This is a genomic window from Pedobacter sp. UC225_65, assembly GCF_042698365.1.
Taxonomy (GTDB): Bacteria; Bacteroidota; Bacteroidia; order Sphingobacteriales; family Sphingobacteriaceae; genus Pedobacter.
This window is the reverse complement of sequence record NZ_CP170550.1, coordinates 1,079,736-1,093,503: the sequence shown is the minus strand read 5'-3', so window position 1 is coordinate 1,093,503 and position 13,768 is coordinate 1,079,736. Positions and strand designations below refer to the sequence as shown.

Sequence of the window (13,768 nt, the reverse complement as noted above, 5' to 3'; positions counted from 1 at the left end):
TTGATAATTGAATCCAAAAATCAAAAAAAGAACAATTAGAGCAGCTACACTTTAGTGTAGATTTGTATTTTAGTGTTATCGTAATGAAAAACAACCACAACTTTAGTCTACTGACCAGAAACCATGTTGGAAAACTCAGCACGGCAGACCTGCTGCAGCAGCGCGACTACCTAGAAGCGGTAAAATCTTTTGTAAGGTTAACCTACGAAAGCATTTATGTAATTGATTATGCCACAATGGGCTTCGAGTACGTTTCAGAAAATGCACTGTTTCTATGCGGCTATACCCCAACCGAAGTATTGGCCATGGGCTACGATTTCTATTTCAAAAACGTGCCTGAAACAGACCTGTTGCTATTGAACCAGATCAATGAGTCAGGTTTTGATTTTTTTGAGAAACTACCCCACGATCAAAAGAAGCTGTACAGCATTACTTACGATTTCCACCTGATCAACGAGCATGGTAAAAAAGTACTGATCAACCATAAGCTTACACCCCTATTCTTAACTAATGAGGGTAAGTTGTGGAAGGCCATGTGTATTGTTTCCATCTCGCATCATCAGCAATCGGGCAACATTGCCATCCATAAACAGGGTACCGATGAAGTATGGAAGCTCGATACGGACACCAAGCTTTGGTATAAATCTTTGAAACCGAAACTAACCGAACGTGAAATTGAGGTGCTACAATTGTATGCCCAGGGTTTAACCATTAACCAGATTGCCGATAAGTTATTTGTAGCCCCAGATACGGTTAAATACTACAGAAGACGAATCTTTGATACCTTAAATGTAAGCAACATTGTAGAGGCATTGGCCTATGTGGTCAATAATAAGATCATTTAGTAAAAGGTTAGGTTGGCTTTACTTTACCAATTGTACAAATTCATTAGCAATGGTTTATATATAACAATTTGCGCAATACATATCTTATTGACAACCTTTTTTGCGTTAATACAGAAATAGCCTTAAATTTAAACCAACACAAATCGAAACCAAATGTTAAAGTTAATTGTATTGCCAGTTTGCTGTAGTTTTTTGCTGATGATGTCTACCTGTAAAAAGAAAAACAGCGATGAAAAAAGAGTGAAGGATGGTCCTACCCTAGATATTGGAAGTGCACTTGCAGAGATTGGCCAAACCCATAACGACACGGTTGGCATCACACTGTCTCCCCATGCCCGGTATTTCTTTATAGACCTTGGTCTAAAAAACAGTGCAGAAAATATCAAACTGATCAAAAGTGCTAACAAATTAGGTATTCCAGTACGAGCAAAGGTATTTGAAGATAACCCTTACGAAATCGCAAAGATCTATGCCGCTACTGCAGAAGATATCGAAAAATACCGCAAGGCCAGGATCAATACAAATTGATAAATAAAGCTTAACTTATTATACTTTACCTGTAAATGTTAACTACTGGTGCAACAATTTTGTAAGCCATGCGACTTGTGGCTAGATCAACTATAAAAATCTGATTGCAATAGTAACGGCATTTATGAAAAAGCAAAAGTTAAAAAATAAGTTATGCCTGATTGGTATATTTTTATTGTCGTCGTATACATTATCGGCGCAAACCTTAAAACCATTTGTATTGCAAGGTAAACTGCCTGATGATGCAAAAGGTTACCTATACCTTTATTATCCTCTGCCTGATGAGCGTTGGCAAAAGGATAGTTGCCTATTAGACCAAGGGAATTTTGTTTTCAAAGGCACGTTATCCATGCCAACTGTAGCCAGACTCTCTTATGCAGAAAGCATGACACAGGTGATTTTAGAACCTGCCCAGATGAAAGCAGTATTGAAACAAGGAAACGACCTCACAAAACTAGCGATGACAGGTTCAAAATCGCAAAACGAACTGGCAGAGCTGAACCAGTCCTTACAAAAAATAGAAAACAGATGGGAAACGGTAATTGATACTTTGATGGAGGTGAACAAGCGGAGCAATACTGCTTTTCAAAACTTAAAAAATTGGGTGTTAGACCCCTACTTTAAAGAAGTAGCAGAAGTTAACCAGCAGTTCATCAATAAGTATCCCTTCTCATTTGCATCGGCCCATATATTGCAAGTTTTTGGCAGAGAATTGAGTACCGATACTTTACAACTCTTCTACAATAGGTTTCCTCCACAAGTAAAGCAGAGCAGGTATGGAAAATACATTGCACAAAAATTGGCCGAAAGGAAATTGGGTATACCAGGTCTGATGGCACCAGGGTTTAGCAAAGAAGGTATCAATGGAAAAAACGTATCGCTTGTCGATCAACAGGGAAAATATGTGCTGCTCGATTTTTGGGGCTCTTGGTGTGTACCCTGTCGCAAAGGAAATCCGCACCTGATCAGTTTGTACCAAAAGTATAAAAATGCTGGTTTTGAGATCATTGGTATTGCAGCCGACGACAGGACACCAGCGGCATGGCGTAAAGCCGTTGCGGATGACCAACTGCCTTGGCTTCATATTCTGCAGGGCGATATTGGGAAAGCGTACAATATCGAATCTTACCCTACCTCAATCCTGATCGATCAAAAAGGGAAAATCATAGGTCGTTTTGGCGAAGATCATGCCGCATTAGACCGTATGCTTGAAAATATCTTTAAGTAGACCAATCATCCCCTTTTATTACATTTAATAGGTAATGATGGCTATTTGGATTGTTGAGTTTTAGGTGATGGATAATCAAACAAATGGTTGTAACTTCAACTATGGGATGATTTTCAATTTTTTGAAATAAAGTTGAAAAAAAATATAAAACCGAAGCAACAAAAAACAACAACCTGCGACTTCCCTATAACAAAGCATTTAATTAAGTAACTAGCCACAGACCATTTACGTTGATAGCAGAAAAAAACGATCGTGAACTTATTGCAATGTGCCAAGCGGACGATCAATCTGGGCTATAGTGGCTTGTACCAAAAATATGCCAGACGGATCTACAATTCCATATACCGGATCGTTACGCATACCGCAGAGGCCGAGGATATTTTACAGGAGACTTTTGTAACGGTATTTAAAGACACGACGAACTTAGCTAAGGTAGCGAGTTTTGAAGGATGGGTAAAAAGATCGCCATCAACAAATCCATCTCTTACCTCAGAAAGAACAAGATCCAATTTTCGGGAATGGATGTAGTAGACATTGAAGCGGAAAAGGAATACGATCCATACGAAAATGAAATATTTGAGAACAAGTTGGAAGATGTGCGAAAAAGCATTGAACAGCTGCCCCCGGGTTATAAAACAATCATAAATCTGTACCTGTTTGAGCAGATTCCACAAGAAGAAATTGCTGCGATGTTGGATATATCGCACAATACGGTAAGGACACAATACCACAGGGCAAAAAAAAGGATCCTATTATCACTAAAAGATAAAGTATATCATGAATGATCAGTTAAAAAAATATATAGAAGACAACAGAGAAGGATTTGATCATCTGGAACCGGCCGAGGATATCTTTTTAAGGATAAGGGCCGAACTGAAACCTGCACCTCAGCCAAAAAAAGGACTGATGCAGTTGTGGATAAACCATAAATGGATGGCAGCGGCCTCAATTTTAGTTGTAATGTCCATTACTTATCTGTTAGTGACAAATACAGCTAAAGACCGGCAGCTCGACAATTTAAAGATAACGAACAAAAAACACCCTAAAGTTGACCAGCCAACAATGATTGCCAAAACCGGTATAAAAACTAACAAGACAGTAAAGAACCCAATAATGGTGATTAATGCGAAAGTTGCCAGCACTCCAACCAGTAAAAAAAGACAACAGTATAAACATACCGAACAACAGTTTAACATGGCGGCTATATACCGTAAGCTTACCGATAGCAGTTCGGCAAGTACGAGACTGGCAGCAGTGCTACAACTCCAAAGGTCGCAGCTGATCAATAACGATTTGATAGACAGGTTGGCTAAAACACTAAATCATGACTCTAATAGCAATGTGCGCTTGGCCGTAATAGGATTAATGGGCAGATATGCACAAGATAGTTATGTAAGCAATGCCTGTGTAAGGTCGCTATCTAACCAAAAAGACCCTTTAGTACAATTGGAACTGATCAACCTATTGTCCAGAACCAATGATACCAAACTTGACGAAAAACTTTTTGCTTTGGCCAATGATCCCAACACTTTTGCGATGGTAAAAGATCAGGCTTATTTGGTATTGCTTAACCAGAACAAACTTTAAAAAATCAATATATCAGAAAATATTAAACCAAAAGAAATATGAAAAAGCAATTAATGATCCTATTTATACTTTTAACTGCAGGCTTAGTGGCCAATGCACAGAAAGAGTACCGCTTGGCCAGAACTACCGGTCTGTTAAAACTTAACCTAAAAAATGCGGTAATAGAAGGTTACGATGGAAAGGAGATTATTTTTAGTGGACAAGGTGTTGAGTCTGCCGAGGTTGATGAACGTGCAAAAGGCTTGGTAGCGGTAAGCAGTTCTGGTTACAGCGATAATACTGGCTTGGGCATCAGTGTATCAGAAAGTGGTGGCGAAATCAATGTGAATACTGTATCTAAGACCCCAATCGGCGTAGTGACCATCAAAGTGCCCCAACAGATCAAAATATCGCTGATCAACAACAACAATTCATTTGCGTTTACTACGAATAGTGGTAGCGTAACAGATGAGCTGGTGCTTAAAAACCTAAAGAACGAAATAGAAGTCTCTACCTATAGCCATAAGATCAAGCTAGAGAACAATACCGGACCAATGAATATCAAAACTGTCCGTGGTTCTATCGAGGGTGTGTTTAACAGCGACATCAAAGGTCCGATTTCTATCATCTCTGTGTACGATTATGTAGATGTAACCTTACCCTCAAGCACAAAAGCAAATCTGGAACTCGGTTCAAGCTATGGTAAAATCTATGTAGGCAAGGAGTTTAAGATTGATTTTGACAAAGTAGACGCGGATAAGAAGCAAGTGTGGATGAATGGTGATAATATTACCATAGCAAATGCTCCTTTTACCTACGTTACCACTACGACCAACAAAGATGGAAGTAATGTACAAAGTAACATTACAACCAGTAGTTCTAGCAGCAGTTCTAGTGGCAACAGGACCAAAAGTACCACACAAGATGGTACAGCAGCGAGCGGCGTTACTGGATCTACAGGAGATCAAAGCCGTACCAAAATATATAGCGAAGGAGGAACGCAAACCCTATTTAATGGTGATGTTACTTTTTCAAGTAACTTGTTTGGTAGCGGAGAAAAAATCAAAGGAAAGGTTAATGGTGGTGGTATTGACTTTATCCTGAAATCTACCTACAAAAGTATCTATCTAAGACAATAATAGTTATTCAATCATAAAAACCAAACAAACAGTTAACGTATGGCATGTGCAACACACCACATGCCTACGTTAGCTTTATCAACATTTGTTTGATCGATTAGGAGATCATTTTACGGATCAGAACAATTTGTCCTAAATGATAATAACTGTGTTCAATTACCCCCTCTATATTGCGCAGGTAAGTTCCATACCGCTCCTCCATAAAAGCTTGGTCAAAAAGCTGGTCATCCATTTTCGCTACGGTGTCAACAAATCTTTCGGCATTGGCCAAAAATCTGGATACCAATGTCTTCCATTGTTGCTCTGACACTATCTCTGGTAGATCAAAACTGTATTTATCACTGATGTCCAATTTTCCGTGCTCAAAAGCGGCCAATAAGCCCTCTAGATAATAATTGATGTGATAAGTTAAAGCTGCAATGGTATTTAGATCCGCTACCTTTTGAATGGCTTCTTGCCAGTTTATACTTGACACTTGCTCTTTGTAATTGGTATTGGCTATCCACTTGCCATCTAACAATACCTCTCTCAATCTGTTTGCAATAGTTAAATTCCTTGTCATTGAATCTTCTAGCTTAAATGTTTTTTAGCCTAATGTTTTGTTGGCTCGCTCCTATTTATAAATATACAAAAGTTTAAATTGCCTAAACATATGCCTTTTGGCAACAATATTGAACAATCTATAATCGTTGAATTTAATTATCCAAATGTCCGAGCCAACCTAAAGGTGAGTAGTAATCGTTAATGCAAGCATTCAAGATCAAGTTCGAAACACGCTCAAAATTTTCGCTATTGCTCAACAACACCACGGCAATGCCCTTTGCCGGAAAAGCGACAAAATAATTCTGGTTGGCTTCTCCATGTCCGGTATGGAAGAACGCTTTGCCCATTTTACTTTGGAATAGACCCGTACCCAAGCCCCAGGCCAAATGGATTTTGTCGTTATCTACTGTTAAACTATCCTTTAAGGGGCCAAAACCACGTTTACTTTTAACATAGAACTGAGGCGAAAGCATTTGTGCATACAATTGGTGTGCTAAACCTTTTTGTAACATCAGGTTTTCTACAAATTTCGCATAATCAGAAGCAGTAGTAGTCATTGAGCCTGCTGCACGGCTTTCAACCCTTCTTTCTGATCCATAGATCTTTCCATCTTTATAATAAGCCATAGAAAAATTATTTTCAAACGCAGGGTCCCAGAATCATATTGGTATGGTCCATGCCCAATGGGATAAAGATCTCTTCTTTTGTCAATTGTTCCAATCGTTTGCCAGTATATTCTTCAATCATAAAGCCCAATAGGTTGATCCCTTCATTAGAATAATAGAATTTTTCTCCAGGTTTGGCAATCAGGTTTACCTTATCTTGATATAAGTACCTCAACACAGGCATACCAGAACTATGCGACAAGAGCATGCGCGCGGTAATCTGGTTAAAAGCGGTAGTATCATCACCAAGATCTTTCCATTTTGGGTACTGCCCTATCGGTTTCTTTAGGTAATGCTTGATGGGTTTGTCCAAACTAAATACTCCTTTTTCTACCAATCGCAGAAACAAGTAAGCACATACAGGTTTGGTAAGTGATGCAGCGTACATCACGGTCTCATCTTCAATCCTTAATTGTTTTTCTATGTTTCTGTAACCAAAATTTCCTGTCCAAACAGTTTTGTTGTTGATGATAGCTACTTGTAAACCAGCTAACTTTGCGCTATCTACAATATGGGCCAGTCTAGTAGTTAATGCGGCAGTGCTAATGGTCTTTCCATTTAACTGTTTAATGCGTAGGGTTTGCTGTGCTGATGAGGTAAGGTAAAGACAGCTGATCAATAGGATGCTTAATTTTTTCATGATTTATTTTTTTACCAAATCTCTGACGAAATTAAAAAACATACAACGACATCTCTGCGTCATCTACCCGACAAATTATCCTTAAATAAGCGTAAACCCTATTTTTAATTAAAATGTAGTTTAAATTTTGAAAAAAGGATAAGCAAAGGGATAGTTTACGGATGCCAGTTTAATGGAACGAAATAGGTTGATCAAAGTCATCACAACCATGAAAACATAGGTAATAACCACAAGAGGAAAACCTACCGGAAAATACAAGACCATCAATACAATGGCAGGAAAAAATAAGATGGTTAAGGTAAGATGGAAATTCAGTACCTGCTTGCCCTGTTTATCAAACTCCGGATTTTCATCTTTTTTAAGAATCCATAAAATAAAGGGCAGTACGATATTCAATATCGGAAAGCCTAAACCCAAAAGTGCAAGCAGATGAAAAAGTGGAACAATCGAAGTAGTTTTTGCTTTAGGTTTCGTTTCGGTATTTCCTTCTGCGGCATCCATTAAAAGCTCTGTTTCAATGTCCAAACAGTCGGCAAGCATCTTTAAGGTCTGCACATGTGGAACAACCGCACCCTTTTCGATACGCTGGATTGTTCTTGTGGTTACGCCAGACAATTCTGACAATTGTTCTTGGGTCAGTCCTTTTTTTCGGCGATAAATGGCAAGTTTCGATGCAGACATAGATTTTATTCTGCTAAAATCGAAAAAAAATCTGAAAATCTATTAGCCAACATTGATGGCTGATTTATCAGATCTGCAAAAAAGTAGATTCGATAAATGCATCATCAGTTTTACCAGCCTCTGTATCCCAGCTTGGAGTTTGCCAAGGTGGCATTTCAACTTTAAGCAGTTCATAAAATAATCTGTAAGAAACTTTAAAATGGCCCTCATCATAAAGTTTACGCACAGCTAAAGTAAACTTTCCATTTTTTTGAGTAGGCAGACCATCATCAGACAGTTGATTATCCAAACAAGAACCAATATGGATGATTGAGCAAACTGCTTTTATCGCATTGGGATCTGTTTTTAACTTTATTCCTTTAAAATAACCCAAATTGTTTGCAAAATCTATCATGGCTTCATTGGTATCTATACCTCTTAGAACATACTTAGGGTTACTAGTCTTATCTATATTTTCGCCCCGTTCGTTTAATAATAACCTTGAAACCGTACCATTGTAACAACTATCATTGGTGAAAAAAATTCTGACCCCTGCCTTGAACCTTGCCCAGCATAACTGAAACTCATCATCAATAAAAAGTCTGTCATATAGAACCAAAGCTTCATCATAACCATCATCTTCATCTCCGTTCAGGTCTTTGACTCTGGAACCATGGCCAGAATACGAAAGAAATAAAGTATCTCCAGCTACCATTTTATCCGAAAGGGTTTTCAACCCATCAAGCAAGTTCCCACTTGTGGCATTCTTACCAATCAGTTTGGTAGCTATGAAATGGTTTTTGATTGCCATTTCGTAATAAAAGTCAGCATCATTCTCAGCATTACGTAAAGTTTGGTATCTGCCCTTATATTTAGTGCGGTCTATACTGTTTAGACCAATGTTTAAAGCGAAGCCCTGTGCCATTTTATTTGCCTTTTTTAAGTTCTTCCAGTTCTTTTTTGATGGCATCAAGTGCTTTTTGGGCTTCGAGCTGTTTGGTTTCTGCCTCTAAAAGACTTTTTTGCAGCTCTAATTTGAGTTTTTGCAATTCTACCTGATTAGAAAGCGCTGCTTTTTGCATATCTAATTTTACTTTTTCAATCTCTTGTTCTTTGGTTAAAGCGAATTTTTGGCTTTCTTGGATTGATTTTTCATAATTGAGTTTGGCCTTTTCTAAGTCGTCTAAGCGTTTGGTATTGTCGAACTTAAACTGGATCAATTGCGCCGGAACAGAAACTACAGCCTTTGCGATATCAATAGGAATAGAAAGAAAGCCTTCTACAGACGATGGTTTGTTGATCTCGTTTGAAAGTATGACCCCATCTTGGATTCCAATTTTGTTTACCCGTTTTACAAATGCAGTTCTATTTACAGGATCACAATCAATTTACTACAATCTGCAATTACGATGTTGGTAGGTAAGGTATTACTCAGCGTTGCTGTTGCGGATTCTATTTTTAATTGGATGTTTTTAATTGGGCGGGTAAATATGCCTTCAGCCTCTGTTACGGTTGATGTAGTATTTCCATTAACCAACTGATTTAATGGTGTTGTACTTGCTGTAAGATCAACTGAACTTAATTTAAAATCACCAGATACATTAATATACTCATCTTGTCCAAGTTCATTGACGATGATCAAATTCCAAGGAATTACTAATGGAGTACTTGATAAAGCTGAAGCCTTGACTACAAAATCTGTGCTGTACTCTTTAATCTTTACAATGGTGTTAGCTCCTTTTGCTGTTCCGGTTGTGGTGCTAAGTATGATCCAGGTGCTTCAGCTAATTTGGAAATGATGGCTGCGGTCCTGTCTTCTGTGGTAATATTAACGGTTTCTAACAATCCTTTAGCATTTACCGCATATTTAATGTCATCGGCCATTAAGGCATTTGGCCTGTAGTTTAAAGATAACAGGTCTTTTGTATCGGCAATCATTTCTGTCGAAGTCTCAAAACTTTGTTCGATTACCTTACTCGATTCATTCAATGTACTATCGTCTGCATTATAAACAACAGCCACCTTTACGCTCGCCCTAATTTTAACCAGGCTTTCTGGCAAGTAATAATAGACAGTAGCATTTTTCTTCGATTGGCTCGAATAATCAGTTTTAACCACTGCACAGCCAGAAAGCAGGCCGGTAATGAGGACAATCATCATTAGTCCAATACCAGTGTAGATCCATTCCATTTTATTCTTTTTACAAGGTGACGAGAAACGTGTTTTCATATGGTTAAAATTAAGAGGTATACCAAAACCTGATTAGGGTGTTTTTACGGTTTTTGTCTAGGTATTTTAACGGATAAGTGTTTGTCCCAAACCAGATCCAAATTCACAGTCAAATGGCCTATCCTCACAAAGCTGTAATCAACTGCATGCACTTGCCTTTAATTTTGGTTTTAGTAATCAATAAAGAGTTTAAAAAATAGATGAAAACAATACAACTATTATTATCAGGCATGCTACTTTGCCTATCGTTAAATGTAGGAGCACAAGACATGCAGGCAGTAGCCCATCAGATCAAACTGATGACAAAAGAAACAGATCCTGAAAAGAATGTGGTTTCCATGCACCATGCCATCAAAACCTATAAGTTAGATCCCCTCAAAAATGCCGAAGACATAGATGTAATGAAAGGTATCATAGCACTTTCTTTTTTAGAAGCTGGCAAATTCCAAAAATTTGAAGCCTATATCAAGTTGATCAAAAACAAGTTTAACCAGACTTCCTACCTCAACTTAGCGGCAAACATGTTATGTAAAAATAAAAAATACTTAAGCTATGCCGAGACCATTGCAAAGCAGACCATTTCCCTTTATGATTCATATCGGAACGACCCATCGGCCAGGCCAGCTGGTTTCCCGATCGAAGATTGGAACAGGTTCATGAAAATGGCTGCCTACCCCTATTATGATACTTATGCCCAAATCCTTCATGCCAATGGTAAAGACCAAGTGGCCCTATCATATCAAGAACTGAACTTGAAAGACAGAACACTGGAAGATATGCAGCAAGCATCGATAGAACTTTATACCACGCTTTTGATCAACAATGGTCAAATAGACAAAGCTTATGCGATATTATTTAAAATGGCCAGTTTAGGGAAATCTAGTTTAAAAATGGATCAGCAACTTCAACAACTGTACATTAAAAAAACTGGTAATGGAGCCGATGCAACCCTCTTTTTGGATTCCATACAAAGCAATGTAAAGCTAGCTTACGAAACGGAACTGGCCAAAAAGATGATGCTGAATATTGAAGCACCTGATTTTAACTTAATAGACCTGAGCGGAAAACGTGTATCGTTGGAGAGTCTGAGCGGAAAAGTGGTCGTGCTTGATTTTTGGGCTACTTGGTGCGCACCTTGCATAGCTGCGATGCCAGCAATGGAAAAACTGAGCAAAAGACATCCAGAAGTGGTGTTTCTGTTTATTGCCACACAAGAAAATGGAACAGATGCCATCCAACGCGTAAAAACATATGTTAAAAAGCATCAATTTCCTCTTAACGTATTAATGGATCAACCCATGTTAAACAACCCTAAGATATTCTCGGTAGCCAATGCCTATAAAGTAAAGGGAATACCAGCCAAAATGGTGATCGACCAACAGGGCAAACTAAGGTTTGCTACCGATGGTTATACAACAGATGCAGAACTGGTCAATGAATTGGAAGCGATGATTACACTCGCTAAAGCACAATAATCGACATATATTTTATTAATATTACCTAAGTTTAAGCCAACCATATGAAATTGATCAGCATACAACCTAAAAGCTATATTACATTTATTTTATTTCTTTTCATCTGCATGCAAAGTGTTTATGGCCAACAAAATTCTACCCTAGAAAACACCTATTTCCGTATTGTTGGTGCCGGCCTATCCCCTCATCAACAAAAGGATACTGTAAAAGGCAAACAGACCAAAGCATATACAATTGGTGGTTTTGTGAACATCTACCGTACCTATACCTTCTATAAACCGGTAAATGAACTTTACTACCGTAAATATTTTAAGGGAGATGAACCAAAAAGTGATCTTAAGAAGAAGGCAATAAATTTTCAGGGAGATGCGACCTTGGCCTACTTAAGTCCTAATCAAGAATTTATTGTTGAACTATTGGACCAAAAAATGGATACGTTGGTCAGTAGGTATGTGATCAAGAGGTTAAAGCTTGTGCCTACGATCCAATTCAAAAGTAAACACACCACTAGTACTTTGACGTTTGGTGCACAAACTCGCGAACTTAAAGTATCAGCTGACGAAAACCTTAGGCTTGACATTGTTGATCCTATCGATTTTAAAAAATTGGAGGTTAGTTATAGTCTAACTAATCTCAAAACAAAAAAAACCGAACACAAGACCAGTAAAAATGGCTTTGAACCCTTAAAATTAACAGCAAATACCCAATATGAACTCAGGGTAAATTACGAGCTGCAGCCAGAAAGCGTCGGCATTGTCTATATACAAGTTAAACCTTATTGGTACCAGTCTTCCAGCACTTATATCATCTTTTTTGGGCTTATAGTAGCTTTGGCTTTTGTGTTCGTTACCCTTGTTTTAAAAAAGAAGATCAACCTCTCCCAAAGAAAACAAAAAAGAATGGAAGAAACAGCCATTAGGTTGCAATCGCTGTTGAACCCACATTTTACCTTTAACGCCTTGAGTTCTATACAAGGGTTGATGAATACCGGACGTATCGACGAGGCCAACCATTACCTGCAAGAGTTCAGTTCTTTATTGAGGCAGACCTTGGCCAAAAGCAAAGATGTTTTTAACAGTCTTGACCAAGAACTGGAAATGATGCGCATGTACATGAGGTTAGAGTCTTTACGTTTCAATTTCTCTTGGGACATAGCAATAGCCGATTCGCTTAATCCGTCGGTGATAGAAATACCGACTCTGCTGCTGCAACCATTGATAGAAAACTCAATTAAACATGGACTTTCGGGTCTGGGCGATAAAGGACACTTGCTCATTGTTTGTAAGGAAGGACAAAAAAAGGATACTTTTGTAATTGTAGTAAAGGACAATGGAACATGGATAGATCAAGAGCGCCATACGGGCTATGGACTTTCTTTAACAGCCGAAAGGATACTGACCATCAATAAGATGAAAAAAGAACAAGCTATTGTACTTGATTTTAACAGACAAAACGGAACCGAAGCCATTTTAACATTTCACAACTGGATAAATGATTAGTGCAATAATAGTTGACGATGAACCCATTAATATCAACAATCTACAGGCGCTGCTTGCCCGTAATTGTAAAGAGATTGATGTAATTGGTACCGCAACAAGTGCCGATGAGGCCAGTGCTTTGATTCTGACATTAAAACCAGATGTAGTATTTCTTGATATAGAGATGCCTGGAAAAAATGGTTTTGACCTGTTAAAATCGTTGCCAGCCCCTGATTTTGATGTTGTTTTTGTAACGGCCTACGATGCTTATGGAATCATGGCTGTAAAATTCTCCGCGTTGGATTACTTGCTCAAACCGATCAACATTACAGAACTTAAAAATACCGTAGCACGGATAGAGCAGTCGGTAAGTGCCAAAAAACAAAATGCAAGGCTGCACAACCTCCTTTATCTATTGGACAGAAAACACCCAGACGAAAACCAAAAGATAGCTTTGCCAACGCAAAAAGAAACTTTTTTGGTGCCAGTTAAAGATATTGTAAGATGCGAATCGTCTAATAACTACACTACCTTCTTTTTAGCCAATGGAACCCAGCATCTTATTTCCAGACCGCTGTATGAATATGAAGAGTTATTAGGTCCTTATAATTTTATCCGTTGCCACCAATCGCATCTGGTCAATAAAATGCATATCACCAGTATCCTTAACGAAGATTCCGGTTACCTGATCATGGATTACGCTACACAGAAAGTACCGATTTCCAAACAAAGAAAAAGTGCAGTCAAAGCTTTGCTAAAGATGTAAAAGACA

18 protein-coding genes are annotated in these 13,768 nt (G+C 38.3%); 10 read left to right on the top strand and 8 right to left on the bottom strand.

Going from position 1 to position 13,768, the window contains the following annotated elements; translation table 11 throughout:
* The first annotated feature begins 83 nt into the window (after positions 1–83).
* The 7 genes from ACFJIZ_RS05705 (at position 84) to ACFJIZ_RS05675 (ending at position 5,306) form a co-directional block, all read left to right on the top strand.
* Positions 84–845: a response regulator transcription factor gene (locus ACFJIZ_RS05705; protein ID WP_379091493.1), complete on the top strand. Its 762-nt coding sequence runs from the start codon at positions 84–86 to the stop codon at positions 843–845.
* A 153-nt stretch (positions 846–998) separates the two neighbouring features.
* Positions 999–1,373, top strand: coding sequence for a hypothetical protein (locus ACFJIZ_RS05700; RefSeq protein ID WP_379091491.1), 375 nt, complete (start codon positions 999–1,001; stop codon positions 1,371–1,373).
* A 124-nt stretch (positions 1,374–1,497) separates the two neighbouring features.
* Positions 1,498–2,601, top strand: a complete 1,104-nt coding sequence (locus tag ACFJIZ_RS05695; protein ID WP_379091489.1) for a thioredoxin-like domain-containing protein — start codon at positions 1,498–1,500, stop codon at positions 2,599–2,601.
* A 252-nt stretch (positions 2,602–2,853) separates the two neighbouring features.
* Positions 2,854–3,129, top strand: coding sequence for an RNA polymerase sigma factor (locus ACFJIZ_RS05690; RefSeq protein WP_379091487.1), 276 nt, complete (start codon positions 2,854–2,856; stop codon positions 3,127–3,129).
* Positions 3,051–3,386: an RNA polymerase sigma factor gene (locus ACFJIZ_RS05685; protein ID WP_379091485.1), complete on the top strand. Its 336-nt coding sequence runs from the start codon at positions 3,051–3,053 to the stop codon at positions 3,384–3,386. The genes ACFJIZ_RS05690 and ACFJIZ_RS05685 overlap by 79 nt, the downstream gene beginning before the upstream one ends.
* Positions 3,379–4,188 (top strand): HEAT repeat domain-containing protein, encoded by an 810-nt coding sequence (locus tag ACFJIZ_RS05680; RefSeq protein WP_379091483.1) that lies wholly within the window; start codon positions 3,379–3,381, stop codon positions 4,186–4,188. The genes ACFJIZ_RS05685 and ACFJIZ_RS05680 overlap by 8 nt, the downstream gene beginning before the upstream one ends.
* Positions 4,189–4,226: 38 nt before the next feature.
* A complete protein-coding gene (locus tag ACFJIZ_RS05675) occupies positions 4,227–5,306 on the top strand; it encodes a hypothetical protein (protein ID WP_379091481.1) in 1,080 nt (359 codons plus the stop codon).
* 97 nt (positions 5,307–5,403) lie between these two features.
* Here ACFJIZ_RS05675 and ACFJIZ_RS05670 read toward each other — a convergent pair whose 3' ends face one another.
* The 8 genes from ACFJIZ_RS05670 to ACFJIZ_RS05635 form a co-directional block, all read right to left on the bottom strand.
* Positions 5,404–5,868, bottom strand: coding sequence for a DinB family protein (locus ACFJIZ_RS05670; RefSeq protein WP_379091479.1), 465 nt, complete (start codon positions 5,866–5,868; stop codon positions 5,404–5,406).
* Positions 5,869–6,001: 133 nt separating this feature from the next.
* Entirely contained in the window at positions 6,002–6,475 is a 474-nt protein-coding gene (locus tag ACFJIZ_RS05665; RefSeq protein ID WP_379091477.1) for a serine hydrolase, read from the bottom strand.
* A 13-nt stretch (positions 6,476–6,488) separates the two neighbouring features.
* Positions 6,489–7,154, bottom strand: coding sequence for a serine hydrolase domain-containing protein (locus tag ACFJIZ_RS05660; protein ID WP_379091475.1), 666 nt, complete (start codon positions 7,152–7,154; stop codon positions 6,489–6,491).
* A 120-nt stretch (positions 7,155–7,274) separates the two neighbouring features.
* On the bottom strand, positions 7,275–7,835 hold the full coding sequence (locus ACFJIZ_RS05655; RefSeq protein WP_379091473.1) for a DUF4870 domain-containing protein: 561 nt from the start codon (positions 7,833–7,835) through the stop codon (positions 7,275–7,277).
* A gap of 67 nt (positions 7,836–7,902) precedes the next feature.
* Positions 7,903–8,784, bottom strand: a complete 882-nt coding sequence (locus ACFJIZ_RS05650) for a caspase family protein (protein WP_379091471.1) — start codon at positions 8,782–8,784, stop codon at positions 7,903–7,905.
* Positions 8,741–9,034 (bottom strand): hypothetical protein, encoded by a 294-nt coding sequence (locus tag ACFJIZ_RS05645; RefSeq protein WP_379091469.1) that lies wholly within the window; start codon positions 9,032–9,034, stop codon positions 8,741–8,743. The genes ACFJIZ_RS05650 and ACFJIZ_RS05645 overlap by 44 nt, the downstream gene beginning before the upstream one ends.
* Before the next feature lie 149 nt (positions 9,035–9,183).
* The gene (locus tag ACFJIZ_RS05640; protein ID WP_379091467.1) at positions 9,184–9,456 is read right to left on the bottom strand and encodes a hypothetical protein; all 273 of its coding nucleotides are present in this window, start codon (positions 9,454–9,456) and stop codon (positions 9,184–9,186) included.
* Between the two features lie 77 nt (positions 9,457–9,533).
* Positions 9,534–10,043, bottom strand: a complete 510-nt coding sequence (locus tag ACFJIZ_RS05635) for a hypothetical protein (protein WP_379091465.1) — start codon at positions 10,041–10,043, stop codon at positions 9,534–9,536.
* Between the two features lie 200 nt (positions 10,044–10,243).
* Here ACFJIZ_RS05635 and ACFJIZ_RS05630 point away from each other — a divergent pair, with 200 nt between their 5' ends.
* The 3 genes from ACFJIZ_RS05630 to ACFJIZ_RS05620 are packed head-to-tail and all read left to right on the top strand — an operon-like array spanning position 10,244 to position 13,762.
* Positions 10,244–11,518 (top strand): TlpA family protein disulfide reductase, encoded by a 1,275-nt coding sequence (locus tag ACFJIZ_RS05630; protein ID WP_379091463.1) that lies wholly within the window; start codon positions 10,244–10,246, stop codon positions 11,516–11,518.
* Positions 11,519–11,562: 44 nt separating this feature from the next.
* Positions 11,563–13,017: a sensor histidine kinase gene (locus ACFJIZ_RS05625; RefSeq protein WP_379091461.1), complete on the top strand. Its 1,455-nt coding sequence runs from the start codon at positions 11,563–11,565 to the stop codon at positions 13,015–13,017.
* Complete coding sequence (locus ACFJIZ_RS05620; RefSeq protein ID WP_379091459.1) at positions 13,010–13,762, top strand: LytR/AlgR family response regulator transcription factor; 753 nt, start codon at positions 13,010–13,012, stop codon at positions 13,760–13,762. Before ACFJIZ_RS05625 ends, ACFJIZ_RS05620 begins: the two co-directional genes overlap by 8 nt.
* The last annotated feature ends 6 nt before the right edge of the window (positions 13,763–13,768 follow it).

What these genes read in the sequence shown, in the direction of transcription:
- ACFJIZ_RS05705 (WP_379091493.1), top strand. Translation starts at nt 84, where the DNA reads ATGAAAAACAACCACAACTTTAGTCTACTGACCAGAAACCATGTTGGA.
- ACFJIZ_RS05700 (WP_379091491.1), top strand. Translation starts at nt 999, where the DNA reads ATGTTAAAGTTAATTGTATTGCCAGTTTGCTGTAGTTTTTTGCTGATG.
- ACFJIZ_RS05695 (WP_379091489.1), top strand. Translation starts at nt 1,498, where the DNA reads ATGAAAAAGCAAAAGTTAAAAAATAAGTTATGCCTGATTGGTATATTT.
- ACFJIZ_RS05685 (WP_379091485.1), top strand. Translation starts at nt 3,051, where the DNA reads ATGGGTAAAAAGATCGCCATCAACAAATCCATCTCTTACCTCAGAAAG.
- ACFJIZ_RS05680 (WP_379091483.1), top strand. Translation starts at nt 3,379, where the DNA reads ATGAATGATCAGTTAAAAAAATATATAGAAGACAACAGAGAAGGATTT.
- ACFJIZ_RS05675 (WP_379091481.1), top strand. Translation starts at nt 4,227, where the DNA reads ATGAAAAAGCAATTAATGATCCTATTTATACTTTTAACTGCAGGCTTA.
- ACFJIZ_RS05670 (WP_379091479.1), bottom strand. Translation starts at nt 5,868, where the DNA reads ATGACAAGGAATTTAACTATTGCAAACAGATTGAGAGAGGTATTGTTA.
- ACFJIZ_RS05665 (WP_379091477.1), bottom strand. Translation starts at nt 6,475, where the DNA reads ATGGCTTATTATAAAGATGGAAAGATCTATGGATCAGAAAGAAGGGTT.
- ACFJIZ_RS05660 (WP_379091475.1), bottom strand. Translation starts at nt 7,154, where the DNA reads ATGAAAAAATTAAGCATCCTATTGATCAGCTGTCTTTACCTTACCTCA.
- ACFJIZ_RS05655 (WP_379091473.1), bottom strand. Translation starts at nt 7,835, where the DNA reads ATGTCTGCATCGAAACTTGCCATTTATCGCCGAAAAAAAGGACTGACC.
- ACFJIZ_RS05650 (WP_379091471.1), bottom strand. Translation starts at nt 8,784, where the DNA reads ATGCCATCAAAAAAGAACTGGAAGAACTTAAAAAAGGCAAATAAAATG.
- ACFJIZ_RS05635 (WP_379091465.1), bottom strand. Translation starts at nt 10,043, where the DNA reads ATGAAAACACGTTTCTCGTCACCTTGTAAAAAGAATAAAATGGAATGG.
- ACFJIZ_RS05630 (WP_379091463.1), top strand. Translation starts at nt 10,244, where the DNA reads ATGAAAACAATACAACTATTATTATCAGGCATGCTACTTTGCCTATCG.
- ACFJIZ_RS05625 (WP_379091461.1), top strand. Translation starts at nt 11,563, where the DNA reads ATGAAATTGATCAGCATACAACCTAAAAGCTATATTACATTTATTTTA.
- ACFJIZ_RS05620 (WP_379091459.1), top strand. Translation starts at nt 13,010, where the DNA reads ATGATTAGTGCAATAATAGTTGACGATGAACCCATTAATATCAACAAT.